Origin of the sequence: Chromatium okenii (genome assembly GCF_002958735.1) — a bacterium.
Classification (GTDB): Bacteria; Pseudomonadota; Gammaproteobacteria; order Chromatiales; family Chromatiaceae; genus Chromatium; species Chromatium okenii_A.
Window position 1 is genome coordinate 1 of record NZ_PPGH01000006.1, and the last position, 25,946, is coordinate 25,946.

Below are 25,946 nucleotides of genomic sequence, written 5' to 3' on the forward strand. Positions count from 1 at the left end.
ACTCATGGCGTTGCGGATCAAAAGCCATTGGCAAAATGAAGCGCGGAACGGTCGCTGCCGGAAATTGCGAGTGCGCTCGCGTTTATTGCATGGCGGCTGGCGCTCGATCAGGCGATCAATTTGCACTGCGAACGTTTTACTTATGCCAGCGATGCGCAGCGCCTGTTGGTGATTCAAGAATATCTGGTGTTTTTGCTACAAACGGCTGATCGACTGTCTCACGATCGGCTGTCAGACGAAGATCGCCGCATGTTGATGATTGCGCTGGCAAAAAAAGTAGTCGAGCACGTTCAAGACAACAGTCTGGATTTACTCGGCGCAGGCGATTACGGAACGCCATTTATTGAGTACCTCAATCTTCGTTCGGACGAATATGCGGCATTTCAATGGGATGAACAGGGACCGAGCTACGCGCTGCTGCGTCATCTCGGCTTTGAAATTCAAACGCTGATGGGCGCTGCGCCAGAAAATCGTTGGTCATTGATCAAGTGATGGATCGTGATGGCTGGGATGCGTACAAAAAATTTACACGCGCACTCAATGAGTTATTCGAGTAAATGCCGCAACGCAAGTTCTATTCTTGCTTTTCCAGCCGCATATCACCATCATCTGCGCCGCGCTCGATGCGATGTCGTTGCGCATCCTCAGCGATTCATTCATCGCTAATTTCTGCTTTCCACTTCCTCACTCAGTTTTATTCGGTCGCCATCCCAGTTTTTGCGCAGTTTGTGGCACCGAGCCTTATTAGAGAATTTCACGTTATGCAAATGAAGATCGGCGGGATACGCTCGCATTGGATGTCAACATCCGTCGTCAGATTGAAAGCGAAGCCGAAAAATTTGCTGCTCGATTTCCTACTGGACAAATCGATGCTCAAATCACCATCCAAGAAGAATTTGATCCGCTGCACGGTCATCGCGTCCGTTGCGAACTCAGTGCCCGAGTCAGTCCGGGTTGCCAAATTGTAGTGCGAGATGCTCGCAAAACTGCCAGCGAAGCAATTCTCGAAGTGTTCACCACCGCTCGCCGCAATATCCGCCGTTCTCGGCGTCAAAATCTCCCCGCCACCGCACCACCAATCACCTGCGCTGCATCAGCGCAACTCGCCCGTTATTAAATGTAGGAGTTACGCAGTTGAAAAAAGTTGTCAGTCGTCAGTAAAAATAGCGTTATTACTGACAATCAAATCAATAGCTTGCATCTATAACTGCGTAACTCCTAAAATGCTCGCATTGCGTTTCAATACCAACATTGTATTGACTGACGCGCATCAACCCCCACGTTTGCCTCAGTTCAGCTCTCTTCAGGATCAATCCCATGAAAGTAGCCATCATCGGTGGTACTGGCTTTGTCGGTGTTCATCTCGTGCGTCATCTCGTCGCTGCCGGACACACACCCCGGCTGCTGGTGCGAGCGGGCAGCGACAGTAAAATTGCGCTGCGCAGCGAATGTGAATTGGTTTACGGACAAGTTGCTGATTCGTCGGCATTAAACGAATGCTTAACTGGCGCAGATGCAGTGATTTATCTCATCGGCATTCTGCGTGAGTTTCCAGCGCAAGGAATCACCTTCGAGGCGCTGCAATATCAAGGCGTGGTGGACACCATCGCTGCTGCGCAGGCAACTGGTGTCAACCGCTTTGTGTTGATGAGCGCCAACGGGATTCATGCTGACGGAACAGCGTATCAGCGCACGAAATATCAGGCAGAACAGGCGCTTAAAGCCTCAGGATTGCGGTGGACGATTTTTCGCCCATCCGTGATTTTTGGCGATCCGCAGGGACGCATGGAATTTTGCTCCCAGCTCAAACAGGACATCATCGACAGCCCGCTGCCTGCGCCATTGTTTTATCAGGGTTTATCGCCGTTGAATGCCGGTAGTTTTGAATTGGCACCGGTCAGTGTCGAAGATGTCGCAGCGGCGTTTACGCTGGCATTGACCGAAACCCGCACTGAATCACAGACTTACAGCCTATGCGGAGCGCAGCGATACAGTTGGAAAGCGATTTTACAAACCATCGCTGCTGCGTCCGGCAAATCAAAATGGATGGTTCCTGCGCCAGCATTTGCCATTCAAACGATGGCGGGATTGCTGGATCGTTATGCGTGGTTTCCGATTTCTCGCGACCAATTGCAAATGCTGTTGGAAGGGAATGTGTGCAATGAAAACGACGGTTTTGCGCGTCTTGGTTTAACGCCTACGCCGTTTAATGCAGCGCAATTGCGTTATTTATAAAAAAGCGGTGATGAAATAGGATGTAGCCAAGTTTAATTGCTACATCCTACTGATTTTATTAACTATCGCGCTGCCATACCAAAGTACGGTTATTTACCGGCATGGTGTGATTTGCGACCAACCGTAAACCGTGTTGATTGCCAAGTGCTTGCAAATCGTCAATATCGCGCAGTCCCATGCGCGGGTCTTGAGCGCGTAGCCGCATATCAAACTGTTGATTGCTTTCACTGGTAAAACGTCCGCCTTCGTTAAATGGTCCGTACAGCGCAAACAACCCGCCGGGCGTCAAAATCGTACCGATCCCGCAAAACATAATGGCGACATCAACTGCGGACATGATGTGCGCAGTATTGGCGCTAAACACTGCATCAAATACTTCGTGCGGCCAGTGACCACCGACATCGAGCAGCAGTGGTGGTGGCAAATTAGGCAACGCTGCTTCATCCAACCACAGCCGCATTCCCGGCAAATTGTCTTCCATTTCACTGGTTTGCCAAATCAGATGCGGCATGGCTGCAGCGAAAAACACTGCGTGTTGACCCGTACCGCTGCCAATTTCAAGCACGCGATGCGCGTGTTGAAACAGCGGTTGAATCACCGCCAAAATCGGCTCGCGGTTTTCGACACTCGATGTTGAAAAAGGCTTTTCAGAATAAGGCATTAGCGATTCTCCTGCGTCGGCAATGCAACATCAACCATGATCTCGTTGCGCCGCAAAAAACCGGGCGTCCACGGATCGTTGTAATAAGCGTAAATCGGTGCTGCGACCGCGTTCAAACCTCGCGCTTTGAGCCACTCACGTAGCGCCAGCTCTTGCGTTTCAATCAATTCATCCGTTGCCCGACCGCTGAAACGCACCACTGCACAATGACGCGGCGGCAGATCGCGCAATTGCACTTCCGCATTGGCTGGCGCAGGCAGCGTGTCGCGGCGATAACCTGCCGGCATGATAAAACGCACCGTCCATGCGCCATTTTCGTTCTGCGTTTGCGTCACCGGCACAGTCATCGCAATGGATTCATCGCGTTGCTGAATCACCGGCGCAGTCATTGCCACACGCTCGCCCGTCCGTTCTTTGGCAAAAATGTAGCCAGCCAGCGGAGAAAACCCCGCTCGTAACGCCGCTTTGCGTGTTCCTTCTCGCGTCACTTCAGCCACCACTAGCGGTGGATAATCACGAATTTCAAACGCTTCCTCTTGTATAACGATTTGATAAACCGGCGTTTCAACGTTTTGCACGATAAACACAAAAACCGCCAGCGCAGTGACTGCGAGCGCCAATAGCGCAGCGCCAATAATGAGAATAATTTTCATCGGTGTTGATAATTCCTGAACCAAGTTAAGTAAATTAGCAACTAGGGTACGCAGCAGCAGCGGGATTGTCATTGACAACATTACGGTTGCCTCACACCTATACAATTGCACCAAGATCGCCGATTAACGCGCTATTTGATGGAGGCTCTATGTTGGTTGGGGCATTACCGACAATCCTGATTGTTGACGACTCACCGGAAAATCTCACGGTATTGAGTGAATTGTTGCAGCTCAATTATCGGGTTCGTGCCGCCACCTCTGGCGAAAAGGCATTGCGTATTGCCACCACTCCGCCGTGGCCGGATTTAATTTTGCTCGACGTGATGATGCCGGGAATGGACGGTTATGAAGTATTCACGCGCCTGCGCCGCGAGCCGTTGACCCGTGAAATTCCGGTAATTTTCGTGACGGCGATGGACAGCGCAGATGCCGAATTGCGGGGATTAGATGTCGGCGCAGTGGATTACATCGCCAAACCCATTGTGCCGCCGATTTTGCTGGCGCGAGTGCGCACTCAGTTGGAATTAAAACAAGCGCGAGATTGGCTGAAAAATCAAAATGCTTATCTCGAAACCGAGCTGGCGCGACGGATGCAGGAAAATCTGGTGGTGCAGGATGTGAGTATTCATGCGCTCGCCCATCTCGCCGAAATCCGCGATCCCGAAACGGGGAACCATCTGCGGCGAACGCAGCGGTATGTGCGGGCGCTGGCGCAGCAGTTACAACGTCATACGCAATTCGCTGACTTTCTCACCGACCGCGTGATTGACCAATTGACCAAATCCGCACCGCTGCATGACATCGGCAAAGTCGGCATTCCCGATTCGATTTTGCTCAAGCCCGGCAAACTCACGCCAGCCGAATGGGAAGTGATGAAAACCCACGCCAAACTCGGCAGCGATGCGATTGAACAGGCCGAGCGTGACGCGGATCGCGTAGTCGAATTTCTCGTGCTGGCCAAAGACATCGCCCATTATCACCACGAAAAATGGGACGGCAGCGGTTATCCCGAAGGACGTTCTGGCAGCGATATTCCGATTGCTGCGCGGTTGATGGCGCTGGCGGATGTGTTCGACGCGTTGATTTCGCCGCGTGTGTATAAACCGCCGATGCCATTTGCCGATGCGCTGGAAATCATCGTTGCTGGGCGCGGCAAGCATTTTGATCCCGATGTAGTCGATGCGTTTCTGACGGTATTCGAGGAATTTCGCTCCATCGCCGAGCGTTATGCCGAACCGCTTGCGGAATAACGCCGCGCTCACCGCAAAAACTCGTGCTTCACTGCGTATCTTCAAATCTTCCACAGTCACACCCGCCGCATAATGACCGCCACTGCGCCGTCACCATGCGGCGCGTGTTTCACTCAATCACGTCTTTGGAGTTTTTGCATGTCTACACCACCGCTCAATATCGTCGTCATTGGTGGCTCCGCCGCCGGACCAAAAGCTGCCGCCAAAGCGCGGCGAATGGATGAACACGCCAACATCACCATCATTCAAAAAGAAGCCGATTTATCAATGGCATCCTGCGGCTATCCGTATTACGTCGGCGGCGTGTTTGATGACCGCAATCAATTGATTTGTACCTCCGCAGGAATTGTCCGCGATCCGAATTTTTTTAATGCCGCCAAACGAATTGAAGCCAAAGTTTTAACTGAGGCAGTGGCAATTGATCGCAATACAAAAACCGTCACTTGTAAACATGTACCGACCGGTGAATTAACCACGCTGGCGTATGACAAATTGGTGATTGCAACCGGCGCATCTGCGTTATATCCGCCAATTGCTGGCGCAGATTTGAGTGGAATTTATACGCTGCATTCACTCGGTGATGCCGATGCAATTCGCGCGATTCGTGACCAAAAGCAGGCGACGCGAGCAGTGGTTGTCGGTGGCGGTTTAATTGGATTTGAAGTGTGCGAGGCGCTGCATTTGGCCGGCATTCACACGACCGTGATTGAAAAAATGCCGTCGATTCTGCCGTTTCTCGACCACGATTTGGCGTTACTGGTCGCCAATCATGTGCGCAGTTTTGATGCCGACATCATCACTGGCAACGGCGTTGCAGCCTTTCTCGGCGATAACGGCGCAATCACCGGAGTCAAGCTCGACAACGGAACCGAGCTGCCATGCCAATTGGCAGTGGTTGCAGTCGGCGTGCGTCCGAACATCGCGCTGGCGCAGGCAGCGGGATTGGACATCGGCGCAGCGGGCGGATCGCAGTCAACGAATTCATGCAGACTTCCGACCCGGATATTTACGCAGCGGGCGACTGCGTGGAATGCACCTCGTTGATTACCGGCGAAAAAGTCCGCGCTCCTATGGCGACATCGCCAATTTACAAGGTCGCGTGATTGGACAAAACCTGATCGCAGAAGGCAGCGCCAAATTCCCCGGCATCACGCACACCGGCATTTGCAAAATTTTCGATTACACCGTTGGTTTCACTGGTTTAAGCGCAACACGGGCGCTGGCGCTGGATTGGACATCGAAACCGTGATGATTGCGGGCTTGGACATTCCGCCGTATATGCAGGGCAAGTTGCTGATTAGTAAGATGATTGCGGATCGAAAAAGCGGGCGAGTGCTGGGTTTTCAGTGCATCGGTCCCGGCGACGCAAGCAAACGGGTGGCAACGGTGGCAATGGCGCTGCGCGGTCAATTGACGGTGACGGATTTAGTTAATGCCGATTTGCCGTATGCGCCGCCGTATTCAATGGCGCTGGATCATGTGATTACCGCAGCGCAGGTTTTAGAAAATAAACTGCTGGGACGAATGCAGGGAATTTCAGTTGCGGAAGTGAAACAGCGCGTGGATCACGGCGCGGATTGTTTCATTATTGATACGCGCACACCTGCCGAATTTGAAGAATTGCGGTTAGGAATTGGTGAGGTGTTAATTCCGCAGGGCGCATTGCGCAGCCGTTTACATGAATTGCCGCAGGATAAAAGCAAAGAAATTATTGTGTATTGTCGTGTTTCTTTGCGTGGTTATGAAGTAGCGGCGATTTTACAAGGGCACGGTTGGAATAATGTGAAGGTGATGGAAGGCGGCATTGCTGCTTGGCCGTATTCCCGCGAGAAGTAATGGTAAATGTGTGGGGTGCAATCTGCACTCCACGCGTTCAATCGCCAGCATTGTGTTTTTCTAATAACGCATTAATCTTTTTAAGCTGGCTGATTTGCTGTTTTAAATTTTCAATTTCTTTATCGCGTTCTTGCAATAGTAAATGTGCTTTTTCTAATTCGTGAGCACATTGGGTTTCTGTTAAAAAAATGCTTCCGCTTGAATTATTGTTATGATTACAGCTTTCTACTAGATTAAATACATTTTTGTCGTTCAAATTTAATAATTGCTGCAAATCCATACCCATTACTTTTGCGATTTTTCCGAGTTGATCGACTTTAACATCTGTTTCACCGCGCTCGATTTTAGCGTAGCCATTTAATGAATAACCCAGCTTTTCCGCCATCTCTTCCTGTGACCAACCTTTATATTGACGCATCACCTTGAGCTTTTCGTGAATGTGCATGAAATACTCCTAAAAGTGGTGGAAAAGTAGAGTGTTTGTGGGTTTTATCTTGTGATTCTGGGTTGTATTCTAGCGCACGTCGCAGATGGTTGTCTTGTTTTTTGCGGCAGGTTTTTCAAGTCTACTTGAAACTGCAATGGAGAGTTATGTATGCCGATTCCTTTTATTCTTGCTGGTATTGCCTTAGCCGCTGGTGGTTATGGTGTTAAAAAGGGTTTTGATGCTAAGAAAGATTTTGATCACGCAAAAGAGTTAAATACTGAAGCTAAGGATATTTACGATAGTGCTGCCCAAAGACTGGAATATGCACGCGATCAAACTCAAGAAGAGATGAATGAGTTAGGTCAGTTTAAGTTTGAGATGTATGAAGAACGCTTGATCCCTTTTGTTAATACGTTTTCTAAGATTAAAAATGTTGATTTCCGAGATCAGCAGTTGCAAGATGAATTTAATCTGAATGACCTTACGCAAGAAGATATGCGGGCAATTCAGAAAGCAGCGTTAGAAATGCAAGAAGTTGTTGGTGCTGGTATTACGGCATTAGGAGCGGGTGGATTGGCTGGTCTCGCAGTTTACGGTGGTGTTGGTTGGTTAGCCACTGCTTCAACAGGAACGGCAATTGCGTCGTTGAGTGGTGCGGCAGCAACGAATGCTACTTTAGCATGGCTGGGAGGTGGTAGTTTAGCAGCGGGTGGTTTCGGTATGGCTGGCGGAACTGCAATTCTTGGCGGAATTGTTGCCGGTCCGGTGCTTGCTATTGGCGGTATGATGCTGGCATCCAAGGCGGAGGAAGCAAAAAATAATGCGTATAGCAATCGAGATAATGCGCGTTCTGCCGCCGAACAAATGAAAACTGCAACAATTGTGACACGAGCAATTGGTCGCAGGTTTAATCAGATTCATTCAGTTTTGATACAACTAGATGCTGTATTCCAACCATTACTTTTGGGATTACAAAAGTTGGTTTCTAAGAACACAAATTATGCCACTTACTCCAGTGATGATCGTAAAGGCGTGATGATGGCAGCAATGATGGCGAAGACACTTAAAAACATTCTTGAAGTGCCAATACTTGATGAAAGCGGTAGTTTAACTACTGTATCTGAACAGGCACTGCTTGAAGCGCAACAAAAAACGTTAGAATTTAGCTCTCGATAGTTTTATTTAGATTGGGGATGTGCAGTTTTGCTCATCCCTTTTTTTGCGTGAGATAATGTAATGAAACAGAAAAAAATTGATCACCTAAACTCATTAGCAACAACTTTTATTGCAGATAAACAAACCGCTAAAATCACCGAAGCATCAAATCTCTTGTTAAAAGATGCTGACCGTTTGCGCTTTTTAGCTGAAAAATGGAAAAATGTTGCACCTGGCATTGCACAAGGACGACAATTTGAACAACTGTCAGTTGCTAGGTTTAATCTTGATGCTTTGGAAAAAGGTCGTACAGATGTGCGTGCTTATACAACTGATTCAGTTGGAAAACCACATGACCCTGTAGATATAATCGTCCAGCAGGGACGTAAAAAACTGAGTTATCAAGCAAAATCTTGTAATAAAGCAGTTTCTAGTTTGAATTCACTAACTGATAAGCTCGATGAATCAAAATATCAAGGTTTATTGCGCTTACCACCTTCAGAACAATATGAAAAAATAGAAGCTCTTTTGAAGCAAAGAGTCGAAGCGGGAACATTAAAACAAGCGCAATATGAAGACACGCTGCGCAATTTACGCAAAGAATTATCACTAGATGGTGTTTCGTCAGGCTCAACGACTCATGCTGAAGCAATGCGAACAACAACTTCATCTGGTGCAGATCAAGTTGCTAAAAGCATTGAATCAAAATCTATTCGAGCAGAAATGCACCGATCTGGTTTAGAAGCAGGTAAAACTGGTGCGTTAATTTCAGGAGGTATTTCTAGTATTGATGGTCTATTAAAGTTAGGTCGTGGTGAAGCGGAAATAGGTGAGGTAGTTGCACAAGTTGCTGTTGATGCAGCAAAAGGATACGTGATCGGCTATGCAACTACAGCAATCAGTAAAGGAATACCACACGCTTTAGTGAAAACTGGTGTTGCCCAAAATGTTATCAATGGCTTTACTAAAGGCAATGCACATCTTGCAATTGCAGCTGGAGTTGTTCAGAGCGGCAAATCAATTGTTAGCTATTTGAATGGCGATATTAACAGTGACCAGCTTTTAACAGAAATCAGCGAAACTGCAATAACTGGTGCAAGTGCTTTTTATTATGGTGCATTGGGTCAGGCGATTATTCCTGTTCCGATATTAGGCGCGTTCATTGGCTCAACCGTTGGTTATTTTGTGGGAAGCATGTTGCACCAATCAGGACTTATTAGTCTTGGCGAGTCTTCGGCTGTAAAAGCATCACGCGAACGACGAGAACATATTGAGGCTTTATGCTTAACAGCAATTCCGCTAATGCAAGCACATCGTTTTGAATTAGAAGCGATATTTAGAAAAAACTTTGCAGAACGTCATCAGTTAATAGCAAGTGCATTTGACAGCATGGACAACGCATTAACCGCTTGGGATGCAGATCAATTTAACTGCGGTCTTGAAAAATTAACACCGCCTTTGGTGCAAGTCTACCTTTCAAAAGTTTTGATGAATTTAATGAATTTATGTTAGATGATAGCCGAGATTTTGTACTGTGAATGCGTTTCCATGCAACCGCTGTGGCGCTTGCTGTCAAAATACAAATTTATCAACGAAAACTACTTTTTTAGACCGAGGTGATGGATTATGTCGTTACTTTAACGAGGAAGAAAAGCTATGTAGTATTTATAACGAAAGACCTGATATTTGCCGAATTGGTCTTCAGTATCAATTAAATTACCAAGATACAATAATTTGGGATGATTTTGTTACATTAAATCTACAAGCATGTGAATATCTGCGCAATGTAGTTAAACTGAAAAACAAAACGACTTAGATCAACCACAGAACTATTTTAACGACTAGTACAAATTTTACTGATTACATCAACATTTAACCATCAAACGCCCTTGGGAAACCGGGGCGTTTTTTGTTGTGTTGCCTAAAAATTTAGGTAGGATAAGCATCACAGCAGCCAACTTCATTGTTCATTTACGAGGTCAATTAAATTGATGTTGCAAACAATTGAGGTAGAGATTGACGCTAATGGTCAAGTGCATCCACTCGAACTGCGTGACCGTCTTCCAATGGGTCGCGCTTTGCTCACGCTGTTAAATGAGCCGATGGAGACAACGCTATTAGCAGAAGCCGCATTATCTGAAGATTGGCTGAAACCAGAGGAGGATGAAGCATGGAGCGATTTACAGCCGGACAAATTGTAGTGCTGCCATTTCCGTTTTCAGATTTGACGCAAAATAAATTCCGTCCGGCGCTATTGCTTGCCGATGCTGGTCGTGGTGATTGGATTGCTTGTCAAATTACAAGTAATGCTTATGCAGACGTGCGTGCGGTGGTAATTAGTGAAGGCGATTTCATCAATGGTGGCTTGTTGCGTCAAAGTTATGCGCGTGCTGGCAAGCTGTTCACTGCTAATGAAATCCTATTCCGTCGCGTGGCTGGAACATTACAAGCAGACATGCTTATAAAAACGCGAAAAGCCGTTATTCAACTACTGCAAAGTGAATTAATTTAAGGGTAATGCCTCAATCAACAGGAAATTTTTGGTACTCGTGAAAGGAAGCTAACAAATGAATAACCTAATTGACTACCCGTTTGAAATTCGCCCTTTAAGTGTGAATGAAGGGGGCGGTTTTTTGATTTCTTACCCTGATTTTTCAGAATGTATTGCAGATGGCGAAACAATTGAAGAAGCTATAATCAACGGTCATGACGCACTCGCAGCCACCATTGCTACGCTAACGGATCAAGGTTTTACTGTACCGACACCTACCAGCGGCGGCATCATTGCTGAGAAGTTCGTTGCACAAATACCGAAATCGATTCACGCGCAGCTTGCAATACGAGCGCAAACAGAAGGTGTGTCACTCAATACGCTGATATTGAATTTTTAGCTGAAGGTTTGGGACGAAATGCAAAAATGAGTAGCTAATAAATAATCGTTTCGCTACATCAACGTTTAATCAGCAAACGCCATTGGGAAACCGAAGGCGTTTTTTGTTGTGTTGCCTAAAAATTTAGGTAAAAATTGACGCTAATAGTAAAATACATCCACTCAAACTGCATGACCGCCTTCCAAATAAACCCTAATGTTTAAACAAATTAAATTGTTAACTCTTGGCTGTCGTCTTAATGAAGCCGAATTAGAAAGTTGGGCAGACGATTTTTATCAATACGGTTTTGAGATCGTTAACGAGAATGCGCCAGCGGATTTAATCGTGATTAACACTTGCGCAGTAACGGCGCAAGCCGTGCGTAAATCACGCCAATTATTGCGGCAACAACAGCGCAATAACCCAAATGCGCAATTAATCGTCAGTGGTTGTTTGGCAACGCTAGAAGCTACTGCGTTAGCGCAGGAGCGCGGTGTGACTTTGTTGATCAAAAATAGTGATAAAGATCAACTGGTTGATCTCGTGATGTCGCATTTTTCCCTCACTAAAAAAGAAATTAGGGACGATTTCGCCACTCCGTTGTTTGTTCGCAACCGACAACGCGCTTTTATCAAAGCTCAAGACGGTTGCCGGTATCAGTGTACCTTTTGCATCACAACTCAGGCTCGCGGCGCAGAACGCAGCCGTTCTCGCACCGAAATCGTTAATTTGATCAATCGCTTGCAACAATTTGGTATTCAGGAAGTGGTGTTAACTGGCGTACAACTTGGCGGTTACGGCAGCGATTGTGGTGATAATCTGACAGCATTGATCGCCCATTTACTCGCAGTGACGACAATTCCGCGCCTGCGTCTTGGTTCGCTGGAACCTTGGGATTTACCTATTGATTTTTGGGCATTATTTACCAACTCGCGCTTGCTGCCACATCTGCATTTGCCGCTGCAAAGTGGTTCAGATGCAGTGCTGCGCCGCATGGGTCGGCGTTGTAAAGCGTATGAATTCATGCAGTTAGTTGAAATTGGGCGAGCGCAAGTGCCGGGGCTAAATCTGACCACCGACATCATCATCGGTTTTCCAGGCGAAACTGTCGCTGATTGGCAACAAACGTTGCAGTTGGTGGAGTCGGTGCAGTTTGGGCATGTCCATATTTTCAACTATTCGCCCCGTACTGGAACGATTGCCGCAACTTTGCCACATCAAATTGATGCAGCAATTAAACATCAGCGCAGTGAAGAATTAAAAACACTAGCACAAGAATTGAAACGGCAAGTATTAACTGCGCAAATTGGGCAACAGGTAACAGTGTTAATTGAGGGCGCAGACGCAGCACCAACATCTGCGCGTTTTGGTTATACGCCTAACTATTTGCCAGTACGGATTAAATCCTCTCGCAATTGCTGAACACCGGCTCATTGATGTGCAACTCACGGAATTAACAGCGGATGGTGAAGCACTATTTGGTGTCACAATTTAATCCTAACGTATTCCAAATTTGATCCACGCGCTCACGCACTGCTGCATCCATTTGAATCGGCTGCCCCCATTCACGATTCGTTTCGCCTGTCCATTTATTCGTGGCATCAAAACCAATTTTAGAACCTAGTCCAGATACTGGTGAAGCGAAATCTAAATAATCAATTGGCGTGTTTTCAATCATTACCGTATCGCGCACCGGGTCCATTCGCGTGGTCATTGCCCAAATCACATCATTCCAATTGCGGGTGCAAATATCATCATCCACCACAATCACGAATTTGGTATACATAAATTGGCGTAAAAATGACCATACGCCCATCATCACTCGTTTGGCATGACCTGGATATTGTTTCTTAATACTGACCACCGCTAGCCGATACGAACAGCCTTCTGGTGGCAAATAAAAATCCGTAATTTCTGGGAATTGTTTTTGTAAAATTGGCACAAAAACTTCATTCAATGCCACACCTAAAATTGCTGGTTCATCCGGTGGTCTTCCGGTATAGGTGCTATGATAAATTGGCTCGCGGCGCGTGGTCATGCGTTCAATAGTAAATACTGGGAATTGATCGACTTCATTGTAATAACCCGTGTGATCGCCAAACGGCCCTTCTGCTGCTATATCATTCGGATAAATATGTCCTTCTAATACAATTTCTGCGCTCGCTGGCACTTGCAAATCGGAGTTTTGACAATTCGCCAATTCGGTGCGACTGCCGCGCAATAATCCAGCAAATGCGTATTCAGATAGCGTATCGGGAATTGGTGTGACTGCACCAAGAATAGTCGCCGGATCAGCGCCGAGTGCCACTGCAACTGGAAATGGTTGCCCGGGATGCGCCCGTTGAAAATCACGGTAATCGAGCGCACCACCGCGATGTGATAACCAGCGCATGATGACGCGATTTTTACCAATCACTTGCATTCGATAAATGCCCAAATTTTGCCGCGTTTTTTCTGGCCCGCGTGTAATCACCAAACCCCAAGTAATCAAGCGCCCAATATCACCAGGCCAACAATGTTGAATTGGCAATTGATCTAAATTGATGGCATTGCCACTCCAATTCACTTCTTGACAGGGTGGATTGCGGCGGATTTTCGGTGCCATATCCAATACTTTTTTGAAAATCGGCAACGTTTGCCATGCACTTTTTAATCCTTTGGGCGGTTCAGGTTCTTTTAAAAACGCCAATAATTTACCCACTTCGCGCAATGCACTAACCGATTCTTCACCCATTCCAAGCGCGACGCGCTGCGGTGTGCCAAATAAATTGCCCAGCAATGGAATCGTTGAACCTTTTGGGTGCTCGAATAGCAATGCTGGGCCGCCAGCGCGTAAAGTGCGGTCGCAGATTTCGGTGATTTCGAGATAAGGATCAACGGGAACGCGAATGCGTTTTAATTCGCCACGTTGTTCCAATTGGGCAATAAAATCGCGGAGGTCTTTATATTTCATTCTGCCACTTCATCAGTGAAAACTGCTGCCAAATCAGTCGCAGTTAATATTCGTACAATCCACGCATCCAATGCCGCACTTGGTGCCGATTGAATTTGCGTCTCCAGTGCCGCAGGAAGTGCACCAAATCGTTGGCGTAATAATAGTAAAAGCATTTCTGCTTTCGCCTGCGTTGCTCCAGTTGCCACACCTTCAATCCGCCCTTTTTCTAATCCTTGCTCCAATCCTTTTTTCAATCCGCGTTGTTCCGCAATATGCGCCTGTTCCTGCAAATAGCGTTGATCTTCTAACCACATCTCACGCTTTTCAACATCATCTAATTCTTCTTCGCTCCAACCAGCGCGATTGGCTAATTCTAGTGCCTGTGCAATTGCGGGTTCTACAGCTAATGATTCCGGTACTGCGGTTAAATTCTCTGCCGTTTTCAAAAAGTAAAACCAGCGATCCAATGGAGTTTTTAATTCTGCCTCGGTTAAATCAAACTTGGGTAATTCTGCAAATACCAGTTCTAAATCGCGCTGATAAATTGCTGGGTTTTCAGTGGCAGATAAACGGAATTGACTGACTACCTGTTGTAATTCTGGAAACATGATGAAATCAGCGATGGTAATTGCAACGACACTGGTTAATAGCCGATAAGCCTCACCCTTTCCCAATTGATTTACGTAGGCTTTACAGGTGTTGTATAGCACGCGCTTCTCGAATCCTTCGACATTAAGCACCTGCATTTCTACAATGTAAAAACGCCCGCTTTGATCGCGCACCTTGACATCTAAAAAAGTGTTTTTTAGCCCCTGAATTTTGGGTGCTTGATAGGGATCAATAATTGTCACTTCAATAATTTCCTCAGCACCGCTCAAATTGAGAATTGCGTTGAGAAAACTGATTAAAATCTCATGACTGGTTTCAGAACCAAAGATTTTTTAAACGTGTAATCGGTTTTAGGATTCAAAAAACGCATCGTATCAACCTCACTAAAAATGTCTCTATCAAAAGCCCCCTTTGAAAAGGGAGGCTAAGGATTTAACTCACTTCACCGTATAAGTTTTAGTGAGTTGGTTATTCGCTTCATCCGCTTCCGGCGTTTGACACCAGCTATCAACAAAAGCGCGGAGCGTTTTAGTGCCAGTACCTTTTGACCGCAAACTCACCGTTAAGGTTTTGCTCGCTCCGGCAGCTAATGAACCGACTTCAATCCATTCGGATTGAGCGCCACACGTTTGCACTGCTGTTTGATGCGCCCACACATCCAAATAACCGCCGGTTGCTGTCACAGTGCCTTGATTTTTTACCGTGATCTTGGCGGTAAAAATACTATTTGCAGTCGGTGACGCTGGCGTGAGTGCAATAGCAGTGATTTTAAGATCACCCAATGCGCCATTATTAAATGCAGCGGTCACAGTTTTATTGCTGGTGAGCGTGACCGTGCATTGTAGTGGATTGGTGGCAATTGGAGTGCAGCCCGTCCATTTGCTAAAAGTCCCGCCGGTATCCGCTTTGGCGGTAAGCGTGACGGCAGTGCCGCTGGTGAATTGTTTACTGCAAGCGGTGCCGCAATTGATTCCTGCCGGTTTGCTGGTGACAGTGCCATTGCCACTTTTGGTAATTGACAGTTTATAACTGGGCAATAGATTGAAATTAGCAGTGACGGTTTGCGCGGCGCTCATAGTCACGGTGCAATCGCCAGTTTTATTGGTACATGCGCCGCTCCAACCGCTAAAAGTCGAACCGGAACTGGTATCAGGTGTAGCAGTGAGAATAATGCTGCTGCCACTTTCAAAATCGCTGCTGCAATTGGAACCGCAATTGATTTGACCGTCTTTGCTAGTGACGATACCGCTGCCTGTGCCGGTTTTATTCACGCTTAAATCAAAAGACTGTCCACCGCGCACGAACCGAATGTAGTTGATGTCGTCCCGACTGTCGCCGTAGGCGTTGCCATTGCCGAAATTCACGTGCCACGTGTAGCTCGCGCCGTCAGCGTAAGACGTGGACGAGCCTGACCAAAACCCTGAACTCGGTGTATTCGGAAAATAACTGGGATCAATAGCGGGGCTATAACGGCTGTAATCTACTAAGACTTGCAGCTCTTTGACATTGGGCAAGCGCCAATCGTTATAACCCCCCAGATTAAAATTATTGGCGGCAGTTAATGCAGCTTTCCAATTCATTGTTTTTGCTGTGCCAGTACAATTCGTGCCGCTTTGCCCTTCACTGCATTTTGCCCACATCAGCCCTGTATTCGACTGCGTTACAGTTCCATCATTATTATCAACAAAATAATAAAAAGACTGTCCGCCGCGAACGAGACGAACGCGGCTACTATCGTACTGACTGCCGTAGTTACCGACATGAGCATCGTAGAAACCCACGTCCCACACGTAGATCGAATAAAAGGCATAGGGAGAACCTGACCAAAATTCATCACTTGGCGTATTTGGGAAATAGTTAGTATCAATTGCTGGTGAATGGCGGCTGTGATCGGCAATGCTTAATAATTCTTTTATATCCGGCATCCGCCAGTCATTAAATCCACACAAGCCAGTTGCATTAACGTTATTCACATAACCAGCGGCTTGGTCGAAGGTGTAAGCTGAATCACTGAGTTTTACTTGCCAGATCAAGCCGCTCACATTATCGCGGACGCAAGTGTGATCGGTGGCGGTTGTTGGCAAATCATTTCCCGCTGCATCTAATTTCGTGAAATCAAAACCATTGGTTCCAAATTCAGCATCTTGACCGGGAAAACCGGCGACCGGACACGGCAAGCCGTTGGTGTCGGCATTTGAGCAAGTGGTAATGCCCGTATCATTCAAACCAGCAGCATAAACAGCATTGATACAAAACAGCGTACTGACCAATAAACCGGTCAGTATTGTCCAGCGTTTCAATCCAGAAAATCGCATTAACATCGCAATGCCCCACAGAGTTAAAAGAAAAATACTTGCAAATTGCTATCGTTAGTTTTTCACCTCCGTTTTATACACTCAACCGCTCAATCATTTCGCACATAAAATGACCGAGCACCAAATGCAGCTCTTGAATGCGCGGCGTATCGCGGGATGGAACCGCTAAAACAATATCGGCGGCGGGCAAATCAGAATGCGCCGCGCCGGTGAATAACACCGTCAATAAACCGCGCTCAGTGGCAGCATTTAACGCATTCACAATGTTGGCAGAACGTCCACTCGTTGATAGCGCCCAAAGCACATCGCCGGGACGCGCCAGCGCATTTAATTGCCGCGCAAAAATCGCATCAAAGGTGAAATCATTGGCAATGGCAGTGCTGGCGCTTAAATCAAATCCCAACGCAATCGCGGGTAAAGGTCGCCGCGTTTTATTCAGAAATGGCCCGATCAATTCGCCGCTGAGATGCGTTGCTTCACCGGCGCTGCCGCCATTGCCGCAAATAAATAAGGTGCCGCCGTGTTGAATGGCTGCCGCAGTGCGCGTCGCTGCCGCAACGGTCGCTGTTAATAATGCACTATCGGTTTGCACGGCAGCAAGCAACGCTACAGTGGCATCTAATTGAACGCGAAGATGCGCAGTGAATGCGGCAATATCAGTCATGGCAATTAACCAGCGCAGCCACAATCATCATTTCCATCGGCGCGATATTTCTCATCTTCAGCGGCAGCGCGGCGTTCAATTTCAATTTGTCGCCGCGCTTCCCAAACATCTTGCCGTTGCGTGACGCGCTGTTCCCACGCATCTGCCATTTCTTGAATGGTGCGCTCGCCAAATAAAACTTGCCGCAAAAAGCGATAACTAAACTCCAGCAACGTTTCATCATCCTGTTCAATTTCCGTATAAAACTCTGCGGGCAAGGTGTAGGTATTGCGGAAATTGTCACTCAAGACAAAGCGGCGAAAAGTATCGCCGTCATAAGAGGCCATGAAAAAGAATTGCAAACTCAATTGCGGTGGTCGCCCACGGCTGGCCCTGCCGATTTCTTTTTTAAGACCAATTGATACCAGTCGCGGTTTTTTGCATCGAATTCATCGCAATGCTGCTCGGTGCGATATTCCGCAATTGACAGCGTCCGCGCTGCGGCATGACCTTGACAATGCGCTTCTTTCACCAGTGAATAGCGTTCTTCAGCAATTGCAGAATCCTTTTCGCGCAGTGTTAATAGCGCCAGCGGATAATAACGGCACACCGTGGGCGGTCGCTGTAAACGCCGCAACCGGCATCGCCAGCCAATTGCAAACAGGTTCCATTGTCATCCGTTTTCAATTTAATGCCCGGCAAACCATCGCCGTCCATTTGAAAAGGAACGGTGAATTGCCGAATAAACTCGGTAGATGTTAAACCTAAACGCCGTTTTAAGCGCAGCACGTCATAAGGTGCCAACGTAATGTCAGCGCGTTTGCAGCAGGCATTAAAACAACTGATGCCGGGGTGACAATGAAATTGCAGCGGACTATTCAACTGCAACGCTTCGGGCATGACTGCGCTTTGAAAAGGAAGTGGATTGTGCATAAACAATGGTCTCGGTTGTAAAAGTTATTCGTTGTCAGTAGAAAATACTGTTTCACTGCCAATTAAATTAGCTGCGTGTGTTACAGGTATTGATGCGCAATGCTGCTCGCGCTGCTTCAAAATTAAAATGTTCAATTTCGTACATCACTGGATTAAATGCTTCACCCAAAGTTGCTCGCAATAACGCAGCAGATTCTCGCGCCAATTGCACGGCGCGAGTGTTGTCTTCCGCTAACAGCGCGTCTAATTCAGCAATTAACGGATGCGCAATGTTAATTGCACCGAGCGCAGCAGAATCGTTCCACGCTTCGCTGGTCAATAAATCGTCAATCAATAAATCATCGACATCCGGCAGCGCAGTAATTGCGCTAATCAATGCGTCCAATTCATTGCGCAATTGCTCAATTAACGCAGCGATTTGTGCCGATTCCAGCGCAGTGTTATGTATTAATTCTGCTTCCAATGCGGTTGCAGTTGCCGCGACCTGATCCGCGCCGAGCGTTGCGGCTGCGCCTTTCAAACAATGCACCAATTGCTGCGCACCAGATCGATCGCCAGCCGTTAAGCTGCTGTCTAATAGCTCTAAATCTTCGCCATGTCCCTGCGCAAATAGCCGCAATAACCGCAGGTATAACGGGCGTTGACCGCGCACTGCTCGCAATCCGCGTTGACTGTCTAAACCCGCAATTGCGACCGAGCAGGGGCGTTTGATGGGCGAGCCGATGACCGCTCCAATCACTGCGCCAACGGGGATTGCGTGATGCGGCAACCATCGCAGCAATGCTTGATATAATCCATCAGGATCAACGGGTTTGGTGACAAAATCATTCATTCCGCGGCTAAACAGGCGCGACGATCTTCTTCAAACGCATTGGCGGTCATCGCCAAAATCGGCAATTCCGACTGCAACGTTTGCGCCCGAATGCGGCGCGTCGCTTCCAATCCGTCCATTTCCGGCATTTGCACGTCCATCAGCACGAGGTCGTAATGCCGACTGGTCGCCAGCGCCACCGCTTCGCGCCGTTTTCTGCAACTTCCGCCACCAACGCCACTGCATCGAGCAGTTCAAGCGCAACTTCGCGGTTCACGGCGTTGTCTTCTGCCAACAGCACTCGCGCTCCGGCGCAGGATTGACGCAGTTCTAATTCGCTCGTCAATTGTGACGTTGCCGCTGGTGTTGGTATTGCGCCAGACTTTCCGCGCTGCAACGTTGCGGTAAACCAAAACGTGCTGCCGTAGCCGAGCGCAGTTTCCACGCCCGCATCTCCGCCCATCAATTGCGCCAAACGCCGCGTGATCGCCAGTCCCAAACCGGTGCCACCGTGTTTGCGCGTCGTGGACACGTCGGCTTGACCAAAAGGCGTAAACAGTCGCGGCAATTCTTCCGGCGCAATACCGATGCCCGTGTCATTGACTTCAAAACGCACTTTGAGCTGCTGCGCAGTAAGTGTTTCATCTTTAATGAGATAACAGCGCAGATGCACGCCGCCGCTGGTGGTGAATTTGACTGCGTTGCTGGCGAAATTCAGCAAACTCTGGCGCAGGCGCGTCGGATCGCCATGTAACCAATTCGGCACGTCGCCTGCGTCGGCAGTCACCGTCAGACCTTTCAATTGCGCTTGGTCGGTAATGAGCGAGCGGGTGTGATCGAGAATATCGGTGAGCGCAAAATCGGTTTGTTCCAATTCCAAACGCTCGGCTTCAATTTTCGATAAATCAAGAATGTCGTTGATAATTAACAGTAAATGCTGGGCAGCAACGGCAATTTTATCTAAACGTGCGACTTGCTCTGGCATCATGTTGCTGCGTTGCAACAAATAAGTTAAGCCAACAATCGCGTTCATTGGCGTGCGGATTTCGTGGCTCATATTGGCGAGAAAGGCGCTTTTGGCGCGATTGGCCGATTCTGCGGCTTCTCGCGCCTGCTCGCGGACGCGCTCCAATTCTTTTGCCGCACTCACATCACGCGAAAATCCGACCGTACCCAATACGTTACCGGCAGCATCAAGCACTGGAGCCTTAAAAGTTTCGCTAATGACGATCTCGGTTCCATGCAAAATGGGTTCATCCAACGTCATCTGCTGCCGAATTGCGATGACTGCGCGATCATCTGCGCGATAGCGTTTGGCGAGTTCCATTGGCCAGAGATCAAAATCGGTTTGACCGAGTAAATCCTGAACAGCGCCACCAACCACATTTGCCATTGTTTGATTGACGACGAGAAAACGCCCTTTCACATCTTTAAGCCAAATCATGTGCGGGATATTGTCGATGATTGCCCGCAATTCTTGACTTTGCTGATGCAATTCCGCAGTGCGTTCATTCACGCGATCTTCTAAATGCGCCCGCTCCTGCGCTAATTGCAATTCAATCTGTTTACGTTCGGTAATATCGCGGCAAATACACAGCACAAAATTTTGCTCACCCCACAAGACACTGCTGGCGCTCACTTCAACTGGGTATTCCGAACCGTCGCAGCGACGATGACGAGTTTCAAATACAAAACCATGATGGGGAAAAGGATTAAAGTTTTCACGGATCATTTCCTCCGACATGACTGCGTCCATCTCCCAACTGCGCATTCCAATTAATTCTTGCGTGGTGCAGCCGAGCATATCCGCCATACGCTGATTACCTTCAATGACGCGATGATCCATATCAAATACCAGAATGCCATCGCGGGATTGCTCAATCAGCGCCCGCCGTTGTGCGATTTCATCAGCGAGTAAATTGAGTACTTTTAACCGCGCTAATTGCGCATCATGCACTGATTCGGCAATTTCTAATTGCTCGCGTTGACGCAGTAAAAAAGCTCCCGTCACGGTCATTAACAGCGCCAGCAAACCGACTAAACTAATCCAAATTACATTACTAATGACTTCGCTATCAATTTCACTTAAATCGCGTTTGGCAATGAGCAGCCAATCGGTATCGGGAACCATCAACCCCACGCTCATTACCGATTTTCCACGATAATCAATACCTTCGATAGCATTACTGGGCAATTGCGCAGCTATAGGAATTTGCGCTGCAACGAAATTTAATAAGGTGGATGACAGGTTTAATGTTAATGCGCTATCAGGTTGATGATGCAAATTATTCAGTGCAATGAATTCATTTCCTTCGCGGCGCACAAGTAATATTTCGCCGGTGGCGCTGGGTACTGGCCAATTTTGGAGTGTTGGATATAAATAAGCGACTGGATTGCTATGCAGCACGATGACTAAATTAGGCTGTTGCTCACGAATTGGCAACGGAGTGATAAAATCTAAATGTAAATTGCCTTGTGCATCACGATAAGGTCCGTAAATACGAATGCGTTGCTCTTCTATACATTCCTGTATCGCTGTCAGCAATTGCGTATCAACTGGTAAGTTGACAGAGCTCCAAATAGATTCGCCTTGTGCGGTTAATAATCTGATGCTTTGAAACGCATTATCACGCGCAAATGCTTTCAGAAGTGCAATGAGATTGCTATTCAATACTGGCGTTTTAGCGATGTTGCTACCAATTTCAGTTGCTAAATAGCTTTCTTGAATAAAACGCGCATCTCCACGCCGTTCGTTGAGCCAATCAGCAATTTGCCGCGCTTTGGATTCAACAATGCTATTGAGTCGCGCTGCCTCGCTTTCTTTCTGGTGATTAAAATTGATGGCAATGCCACCTGCCGTTAGCGTCACAATGGCAGCTATCAATAATGCTAAAGGCAACAATTGGGTGAAACGCATTCGGCTCACAAGCATCCACGTTTTGAATGATTTAATCACTGAATAAAATAACGCCATTTGGCAGCAGTGGGGCATTTGTTAGGTTGAAGTAGACGGATAGAATAGAGGATATTGCTGGCTAATCACTGAAAATTGACTACTACAAGGAATTTATATGAGCACTTCTCCGCGTCACGGCAAAACGGGTAAACCGATCAACAATGCCAAACTCGACCGCGTGGTCGCTGATGCCCGCAAAGCCAGCGAGGAACGCGCTGCGGGCTATCGCGAGCAGGCGCTGAAACTTTACGCTTGGGTGTGTGGGCGCTGCGCTCGCAGTTTCACCCGTGAGAATTTACGGGAACTGACGGTGCATCATAAGGACATGGATCACGACAACAATCCCGCTGACGGCAGCAATTGGGAATTGTTGTGCATTTACTGCCATGATAACGAGCACCAAAAATATGAAGAACATCTCGCGGCGTTGAGTGCCGGACGTGGAAAAACGCCGGGCAGCACGACTAAAACCACGACGCATAATCCGTTTGAGGCACTCGCCGCTCTGCTCAAAAAAGACGATTGATGCCATTCCGACCACTGAAAATTGATACCTAAACACATGACCTCGCAGCTCTTTTTTGCCTCCGCACCGAAACACATGGGCAGTTTGCTTGCCGAGGAACTCATTCGGCTGGGAATGCGTGATGCCACGGAAACTCGTGGCGGAGCGCGTTTTTCCGGCAGCATTGAAGACGGTTATCGCGCCTGTTTATGGTCGCGCATCGCCAACCGCATTCTGCTTCCGCTCGGTCAATTTCCCGCCAGCAGCCCGGATGATTTGTATACCGCTGCTGCCGACATTGCGTGGGAAGAACATTTGACGCCAGAGCACCGTTTCGCCATTCAGTTTGACGGCGATTTGCCGGGGATTACCAATCCACATTTCGCCGTGCTGCGCGTGAAAGATGCGCTGGCTGACCGGTTTACGCGCCGCTGCGGACAACGTCCCAGCGTCGATGCGGACGATCCCGATCTGCGGATTCATGTTTACGCGCATCAGGACAACGTCAGTATCAGCCTTGATTTATCAGGCGAATCGCTGCATTTGCGCGGCTATCGTGACAGCGGATCAGCCGCGCCGTTGAAAGAAAATCTCGCCGCTGCGCTGCTGCTCCGCGCTGGCTGGGCAGAAATTGCCGCGCAGGGCGGAGCGTTACTTGACCCGATGTGCGGCTCCGGCACGCTGATTATTGAAGGCGCGTTGATCGCTGCCGACATCGCGCCCGGATTGCTGCGCGAGCAGTTCGGTTTTCACGGCTGGCTGCAACACGATGAAACGCTGTGGCAACGGCTGCTGGCGGAGGCGCACATTCGCCGCGCTGCCGGACTGCAACGCCTCGGCGCACTGCGTGGTTATGATCAAAATCCCAACGCGATTCGCACTTCGCTGCATCATTTGGAACGCGCTGGGTTGGCGGGGCTGGCGCATTTTGAACGGCGCGAACTCGCCGATTGTTTCCCCGGACGCGAGGAAGACGAAGGGCTGGTGATGGTCAATCCGCCGTATGGCGAGCGGCTCGGCAGCGAGGACGAATTGCCAGAGCTGTACGCCCGCCTCGGCGCAGTGTTGAAAGAACGGTTTATCGGTTGGCGAGCAGCAGTGTTTACCGGCAGCCCTGATTTGGGTAAACACATGGGCTTGCGGGCGATCAAACGGCACACGCTCTACAACGGCCCGATTGAATGCAAATTGCTGCATTTTCAAGTCGAACCGCGCTATTTCGTCAGTCATCAGCCGCGTCCGCTGCCGGCGCAAGAACGCAGTGCTGGCGCGGAAATGCTCGCCAATCGCATCACCAAAAATCTCAAAACGCTGCGCAAATGGCAGCGCGAATCACAGATTGAATGCTTGCGGATTTATGACGCAGATTTGCCGGAATATGCGCTGGCGGTGGATGTTTACGCGGGCGACGGTGAACGCTGGGTGCAGGTGCAGGAATACGCCGCGCCAGCAACGGTTGATCCGAAAAAAGCGCGGCATCGGTTGCGTGAAGCGCTGGGTTTGATGCCGGAAGTGCTTGATATTCCGAGCGAACGGGTGTTTTTCAAAGTGCGCCAGCCACAAAAAGGCACAAATCAATACGAACGGCTGGCGGAAACGCGCCGGTTTCACGAAGTTGCTGAAGGCGGACATCGGTTTCTCGTCAATTTCGAGGATTATCTCGACACTGGTTTGTTTCTCGATCACCGCGACGTGCGCGGGTTAATCGGTCGGCTCGCGGCAGGAAAACGCTTTCTCAATCTGTTCGGCTACACCGGCACGGCAACGGTTTATGCCGCTCGCGGCGGAGCCAGCGCCAGCACAACCGTCGATTTATCAAACACCTATTTGGACTGGGCACAAAATAATCTGCTGTTAAACGACATTGATTTGGATGCGCACGAACTGGTGCAAGCCGACTGTTTGCGCTGGCTTGACAGTCACGTCGGTCGCCGCAGTTACGACCTGATTTTTCTTGATCCACCGAGCTTTTCCACCTCCAAACGCATGTTTGGAACGCTCGATATTCAGCGCGATCATGTGACCTTGATTCGTTCGGTGTTGCGGCTGTTGGAACCGAACGGCGTGTTGATTTTTTCCAACAATCTCCGGCGCTTCCGTATTGATGTGGACGCACTCGCCGAACTGGAAGTTGAGGACATCAGCGCAGCGAGTCTGCCGCGTGATTTCGCCCGCAATCCGCGCATTCATCATTGTTGGACGATTCGGCAGCGTCCGCAATCAACTTTTCTTTCGTGAATTCATCAGGTTCTTTTCAATCATCATGCTCAAGGTGACGCAACTGGAATGCCGACGCGGTGATCGGCGACTGTTTACCGACCTGAATTTCAGTCTCAGCGCCGGAACGCTGCTGCATGTGCGCGGACGCAACGGTAGCGGAAAAACAACACTGTTGCGCACACTCTGCGGCTTGTTCACACCCGAGCACGGCGAATTGTTATGGCGCGGCGAATCGATTCGGCAACTCGGCGATGATTATCGGCGCGAAGTGCTGTATTTCGGTCATCTCAACGGCATCAAAGGCGATCTCACCGGCATCGAAAATCTCAGCATCGCCGCTACGCTGGCTGGAAATACCATTTCACAATCAAGCGTTTGGGCAGCACTCGCCCGCATTGGCTTGACCGGATTTGAGGATTTACCCACGCGAATGTTGTCGCAAGGACAAAAGAAACGGGTCGCGCTGGCGCGGCTGATGTTGTCCACCGCGCCGCTGTGGATACTGGATGAACCCTTCACCGCGCTGGATGTTGACGCAGTAGCACTGCTACAAACGTTGATTTCTGACCACATTGCCGCTGGCGGATTAGCGATTTTAACCACACACCAAGCCGTGCCTCTGACTTCTGGGCAGGTCGCGCATCTGGATTTAGGGGATTAAACCAACATGTTGCGCAGTTTCTGGTGCATCCTCCACCGCGACCTCACACTGGCGCTGCGTCGCCGCACTGATGTTCTCACGACCTTGTTTTTCTTCGTGATTGTCGTCAGTTTATTCCCGCTCGGCATCAGCACTGAACGGCAGATTTTGCAGATTCTCGGTCCCGGCGTGGTCTGGGTTGCCGCGTTATTGGCTTCAATGCTGGCGCTAGAGCGATTATTTGCAGCAGATTATGACGATGGCACCTTGGAGCAATTATTATTAACTGGTC

The 25,946-nt window shown here is 48.6% G+C and carries 29 protein-coding genes and 2 pseudogenes; 18 read left to right on the forward strand and 13 right to left on the reverse strand.

From position 1 onward, the window contains the following. Positions 1 to 4: 4 nt before the first annotated feature. The 3 genes and pseudogenes from CXB77_RS00425 to CXB77_RS00435 all read left to right on the forward strand — a co-directional run bounded on the left by CXB77_RS00425 (position 5) and on the right by CXB77_RS00435 (position 2,235). Positions 5 to 557, forward strand: a pseudogene (locus CXB77_RS00425) (hypothetical protein). A gap of 236 nt (positions 558 to 793) precedes the next feature. Next, positions 794 to 1,117 carry an HPF/RaiA family ribosome-associated protein gene (locus CXB77_RS00430; RefSeq protein WP_242445295.1) on the forward strand — a complete coding sequence of 108 codons (324 nt, stop codon included), beginning with the start codon at positions 794 to 796 and terminating at the stop codon, positions 1,115 to 1,117. Between the two features lie 200 nt (positions 1,118 to 1,317). After that, positions 1,318 to 2,235 (forward strand): NAD(P)H-binding protein, encoded by a 918-nt coding sequence (locus CXB77_RS00435; RefSeq protein WP_105072367.1) that lies wholly within the window; start codon positions 1,318 to 1,320, stop codon positions 2,233 to 2,235. Between the two features lie 58 nt (positions 2,236 to 2,293). On the opposite strand, the gene CXB77_RS00440 is transcribed toward CXB77_RS00435, so the two are convergent. Both CXB77_RS00440 and CXB77_RS00445 read right to left on the reverse strand, forming a co-directional pair. Next, complete coding sequence (locus CXB77_RS00440) at positions 2,294 to 2,896, reverse strand: DUF938 domain-containing protein (protein WP_105072368.1); 603 nt, start codon at positions 2,894 to 2,896, stop codon at positions 2,294 to 2,296. After that, on the reverse strand, positions 2,896 to 3,630 hold the full coding sequence (locus CXB77_RS00445) for an SOUL family heme-binding protein (RefSeq protein ID WP_347338012.1): 735 nt from the start codon (positions 3,628 to 3,630) through the stop codon (positions 2,896 to 2,898). The genes CXB77_RS00440 and CXB77_RS00445 overlap by 1 nt, the downstream gene beginning before the upstream one ends. 68 nt (positions 3,631 to 3,698) lie before the next feature. Between CXB77_RS00445 and CXB77_RS00450 the strand changes: the two genes are divergently transcribed. The 4 genes and pseudogenes from CXB77_RS00450 (at position 3,699) to CXB77_RS24235 (ending at position 6,635) form a co-directional block, all read left to right on the forward strand. Beyond that, a complete protein-coding gene (locus CXB77_RS00450; protein WP_105072369.1) occupies positions 3,699 to 4,799 on the forward strand; it encodes a response regulator in 1,101 nt (366 codons plus the stop codon). A 216-nt stretch (positions 4,800 to 5,015) separates the two neighbouring features. Next, positions 5,016 to 5,902, forward strand: a pseudogene (locus tag CXB77_RS24225) (NAD(P)/FAD-dependent oxidoreductase). Then, positions 5,830 to 6,048: a hypothetical protein gene (locus tag CXB77_RS24230; RefSeq protein WP_431520684.1), complete on the forward strand. Its 219-nt coding sequence runs from the start codon at positions 5,830 to 5,832 to the stop codon at positions 6,046 to 6,048. Before CXB77_RS24225 ends, CXB77_RS24230 begins: the two are co-directional and overlap by 73 nt. Continuing rightward, positions 6,030 to 6,635 carry a rhodanese-like domain-containing protein gene (locus tag CXB77_RS24235; RefSeq protein ID WP_431520683.1) on the forward strand — a complete coding sequence of 202 codons (606 nt, stop codon included), beginning with the start codon at positions 6,030 to 6,032 and terminating at the stop codon, positions 6,633 to 6,635. Before CXB77_RS24230 ends, CXB77_RS24235 begins: the two co-directional genes overlap by 19 nt. Before the next feature lie 37 nt (positions 6,636 to 6,672). On the opposite strand, the gene CXB77_RS00460 is transcribed toward CXB77_RS24235, so the two are convergent. Continuing rightward, complete coding sequence (locus CXB77_RS00460; RefSeq protein ID WP_105072370.1) at positions 6,673 to 7,080, reverse strand: helix-turn-helix domain-containing protein; 408 nt, start codon at positions 7,078 to 7,080, stop codon at positions 6,673 to 6,675. A gap of 150 nt (positions 7,081 to 7,230) precedes the next feature. On the opposite strand from CXB77_RS00460, the gene CXB77_RS00465 reads away from it, so the two are divergent. From CXB77_RS00465 to mtaB, 7 genes are all read left to right on the forward strand, one after another. After that, entirely contained in the window at positions 7,231 to 8,238 is a 1,008-nt protein-coding gene (locus CXB77_RS00465) for a hypothetical protein (RefSeq protein WP_105072371.1), read from the forward strand. A 60-nt stretch (positions 8,239 to 8,298) separates the two neighbouring features. Further along, positions 8,299 to 9,729 (forward strand): hypothetical protein, encoded by a 1,431-nt coding sequence (locus CXB77_RS00470; RefSeq protein ID WP_105072372.1) that lies wholly within the window; start codon positions 8,299 to 8,301, stop codon positions 9,727 to 9,729. A gap of 22 nt (positions 9,730 to 9,751) precedes the next feature. Further along, on the forward strand, positions 9,752 to 10,033 hold the full coding sequence (locus tag CXB77_RS00475) for a YkgJ family cysteine cluster protein (protein WP_105072373.1): 282 nt from the start codon (positions 9,752 to 9,754) through the stop codon (positions 10,031 to 10,033). 175 nt (positions 10,034 to 10,208) lie between these two features. Next, a complete protein-coding gene (locus CXB77_RS00480) occupies positions 10,209 to 10,418 on the forward strand; it encodes a hypothetical protein (protein WP_105072374.1) in 210 nt (69 codons plus the stop codon). Beyond that, positions 10,418 to 10,729, forward strand: a complete 312-nt coding sequence (locus CXB77_RS00485; protein WP_242445296.1) for a MazF family transcriptional regulator — start codon at positions 10,418 to 10,420, stop codon at positions 10,727 to 10,729. The genes CXB77_RS00480 and CXB77_RS00485 overlap by 1 nt, the downstream gene beginning before the upstream one ends. Positions 10,730 to 10,784: 55 nt before the next feature. Then, a complete protein-coding gene (locus tag CXB77_RS00490) occupies positions 10,785 to 11,108 on the forward strand; it encodes a type II toxin-antitoxin system HicB family antitoxin (protein ID WP_105072376.1) in 324 nt (107 codons plus the stop codon). Between the two features lie 195 nt (positions 11,109 to 11,303). Next, entirely contained in the window at positions 11,304 to 12,509 is a 1,206-nt protein-coding gene (mtaB, locus tag CXB77_RS00495; RefSeq protein WP_242445297.1) for a tRNA (N(6)-L-threonylcarbamoyladenosine(37)-C(2))-methylthiotransferase MtaB, read from the forward strand. Between the two features lie 52 nt (positions 12,510 to 12,561). Here mtaB and ubiD read toward each other — a convergent pair whose 3' ends face one another. The 10 genes from ubiD to CXB77_RS00535 all read right to left on the reverse strand — a co-directional run bounded on the left by ubiD (position 12,562) and on the right by CXB77_RS00535 (position 22,250). Then, the gene (gene ubiD, locus CXB77_RS00500; RefSeq protein ID WP_105072377.1) at positions 12,562 to 14,040 is read right to left on the reverse strand and encodes a 4-hydroxy-3-polyprenylbenzoate decarboxylase; all 1,479 of its coding nucleotides are present in this window, start codon (positions 14,038 to 14,040) and stop codon (positions 12,562 to 12,564) included. After that, positions 14,037 to 14,960: an Rpn family recombination-promoting nuclease/putative transposase gene (locus tag CXB77_RS00505; protein ID WP_105072378.1), complete on the reverse strand. Its 924-nt coding sequence runs from the start codon at positions 14,958 to 14,960 to the stop codon at positions 14,037 to 14,039. Before CXB77_RS00505 ends, ubiD begins: the two co-directional genes overlap by 4 nt. A gap of 108 nt (positions 14,961 to 15,068) precedes the next feature. Beyond that, positions 15,069 to 16,946 (reverse strand): DUF1566 domain-containing protein, encoded by a 1,878-nt coding sequence (locus CXB77_RS00510; RefSeq protein WP_172452462.1) that lies wholly within the window; start codon positions 16,944 to 16,946, stop codon positions 15,069 to 15,071. A gap of 73 nt (positions 16,947 to 17,019) precedes the next feature. After that, the gene (locus CXB77_RS00515) at positions 17,020 to 17,610 is read right to left on the reverse strand and encodes a D-sedoheptulose-7-phosphate isomerase (RefSeq protein ID WP_105072387.1); all 591 of its coding nucleotides are present in this window, start codon (positions 17,608 to 17,610) and stop codon (positions 17,020 to 17,022) included. Between the two features lie 5 nt (positions 17,611 to 17,615). Beyond that, positions 17,616 to 17,936 carry a hypothetical protein gene (locus CXB77_RS20645; protein WP_242445299.1) on the reverse strand — a complete coding sequence of 107 codons (321 nt, stop codon included), beginning with the start codon at positions 17,934 to 17,936 and terminating at the stop codon, positions 17,616 to 17,618. 17 nt (positions 17,937 to 17,953) lie between these two features. After that, the gene (locus tag CXB77_RS20650) at positions 17,954 to 18,199 is read right to left on the reverse strand and encodes a hypothetical protein (RefSeq protein ID WP_242445300.1); all 246 of its coding nucleotides are present in this window, start codon (positions 18,197 to 18,199) and stop codon (positions 17,954 to 17,956) included. Beyond that, a complete protein-coding gene (locus CXB77_RS20655) occupies positions 18,169 to 18,522 on the reverse strand; it encodes a YkgJ family cysteine cluster protein (protein ID WP_242445301.1) in 354 nt (117 codons plus the stop codon). The genes CXB77_RS20650 and CXB77_RS20655 overlap by 31 nt, the downstream gene beginning before the upstream one ends. Positions 18,523 to 18,589: 67 nt before the next feature. Continuing rightward, on the reverse strand, positions 18,590 to 19,354 hold the full coding sequence (locus CXB77_RS00525; protein ID WP_105072380.1) for an Hpt domain-containing protein: 765 nt from the start codon (positions 19,352 to 19,354) through the stop codon (positions 18,590 to 18,592). After that, a complete protein-coding gene (locus CXB77_RS00530; RefSeq protein ID WP_105072381.1) occupies positions 19,351 to 19,533 on the reverse strand; it encodes a response regulator in 183 nt (60 codons plus the stop codon). Before CXB77_RS00530 ends, CXB77_RS00525 begins: the two co-directional genes overlap by 4 nt. Continuing rightward, complete coding sequence (locus CXB77_RS00535) at positions 19,494 to 22,250, reverse strand: PAS domain S-box protein (protein ID WP_172452463.1); 2,757 nt, start codon at positions 22,248 to 22,250, stop codon at positions 19,494 to 19,496. The genes CXB77_RS00530 and CXB77_RS00535 overlap by 40 nt, the downstream gene beginning before the upstream one ends. Positions 22,251 to 22,404: 154 nt before the next feature. Here CXB77_RS00535 and CXB77_RS00540 point away from each other — a divergent pair, with 154 nt between their 5' ends. The 4 genes from CXB77_RS00540 to CXB77_RS00555 form a co-directional block, all read left to right on the forward strand. After that, positions 22,405 to 22,815 (forward strand): YajD family HNH nuclease, encoded by a 411-nt coding sequence (locus CXB77_RS00540; RefSeq protein WP_105072383.1) that lies wholly within the window; start codon positions 22,405 to 22,407, stop codon positions 22,813 to 22,815. A gap of 36 nt (positions 22,816 to 22,851) precedes the next feature. After that, positions 22,852 to 25,032 carry a bifunctional 23S rRNA (guanine(2069)-N(7))-methyltransferase RlmK/23S rRNA (guanine(2445)-N(2))-methyltransferase RlmL gene (rlmKL, locus tag CXB77_RS00545; protein WP_105072384.1) on the forward strand — a complete coding sequence of 727 codons (2,181 nt, stop codon included), beginning with the start codon at positions 22,852 to 22,854 and terminating at the stop codon, positions 25,030 to 25,032. 25 nt (positions 25,033 to 25,057) lie between these two features. Beyond that, the gene (ccmA, locus tag CXB77_RS00550; protein ID WP_105072385.1) at positions 25,058 to 25,675 is read left to right on the forward strand and encodes a cytochrome c biogenesis heme-transporting ATPase CcmA; all 618 of its coding nucleotides are present in this window, start codon (positions 25,058 to 25,060) and stop codon (positions 25,673 to 25,675) included. Positions 25,676 to 25,681: 6 nt separating this feature from the next. After that, positions 25,682 to 25,946, forward strand: a 265-nt coding sequence (locus tag CXB77_RS00555; RefSeq protein ID WP_172452464.1) for a heme exporter protein CcmB, incomplete at its 3' end; no start/stop codon positions are given.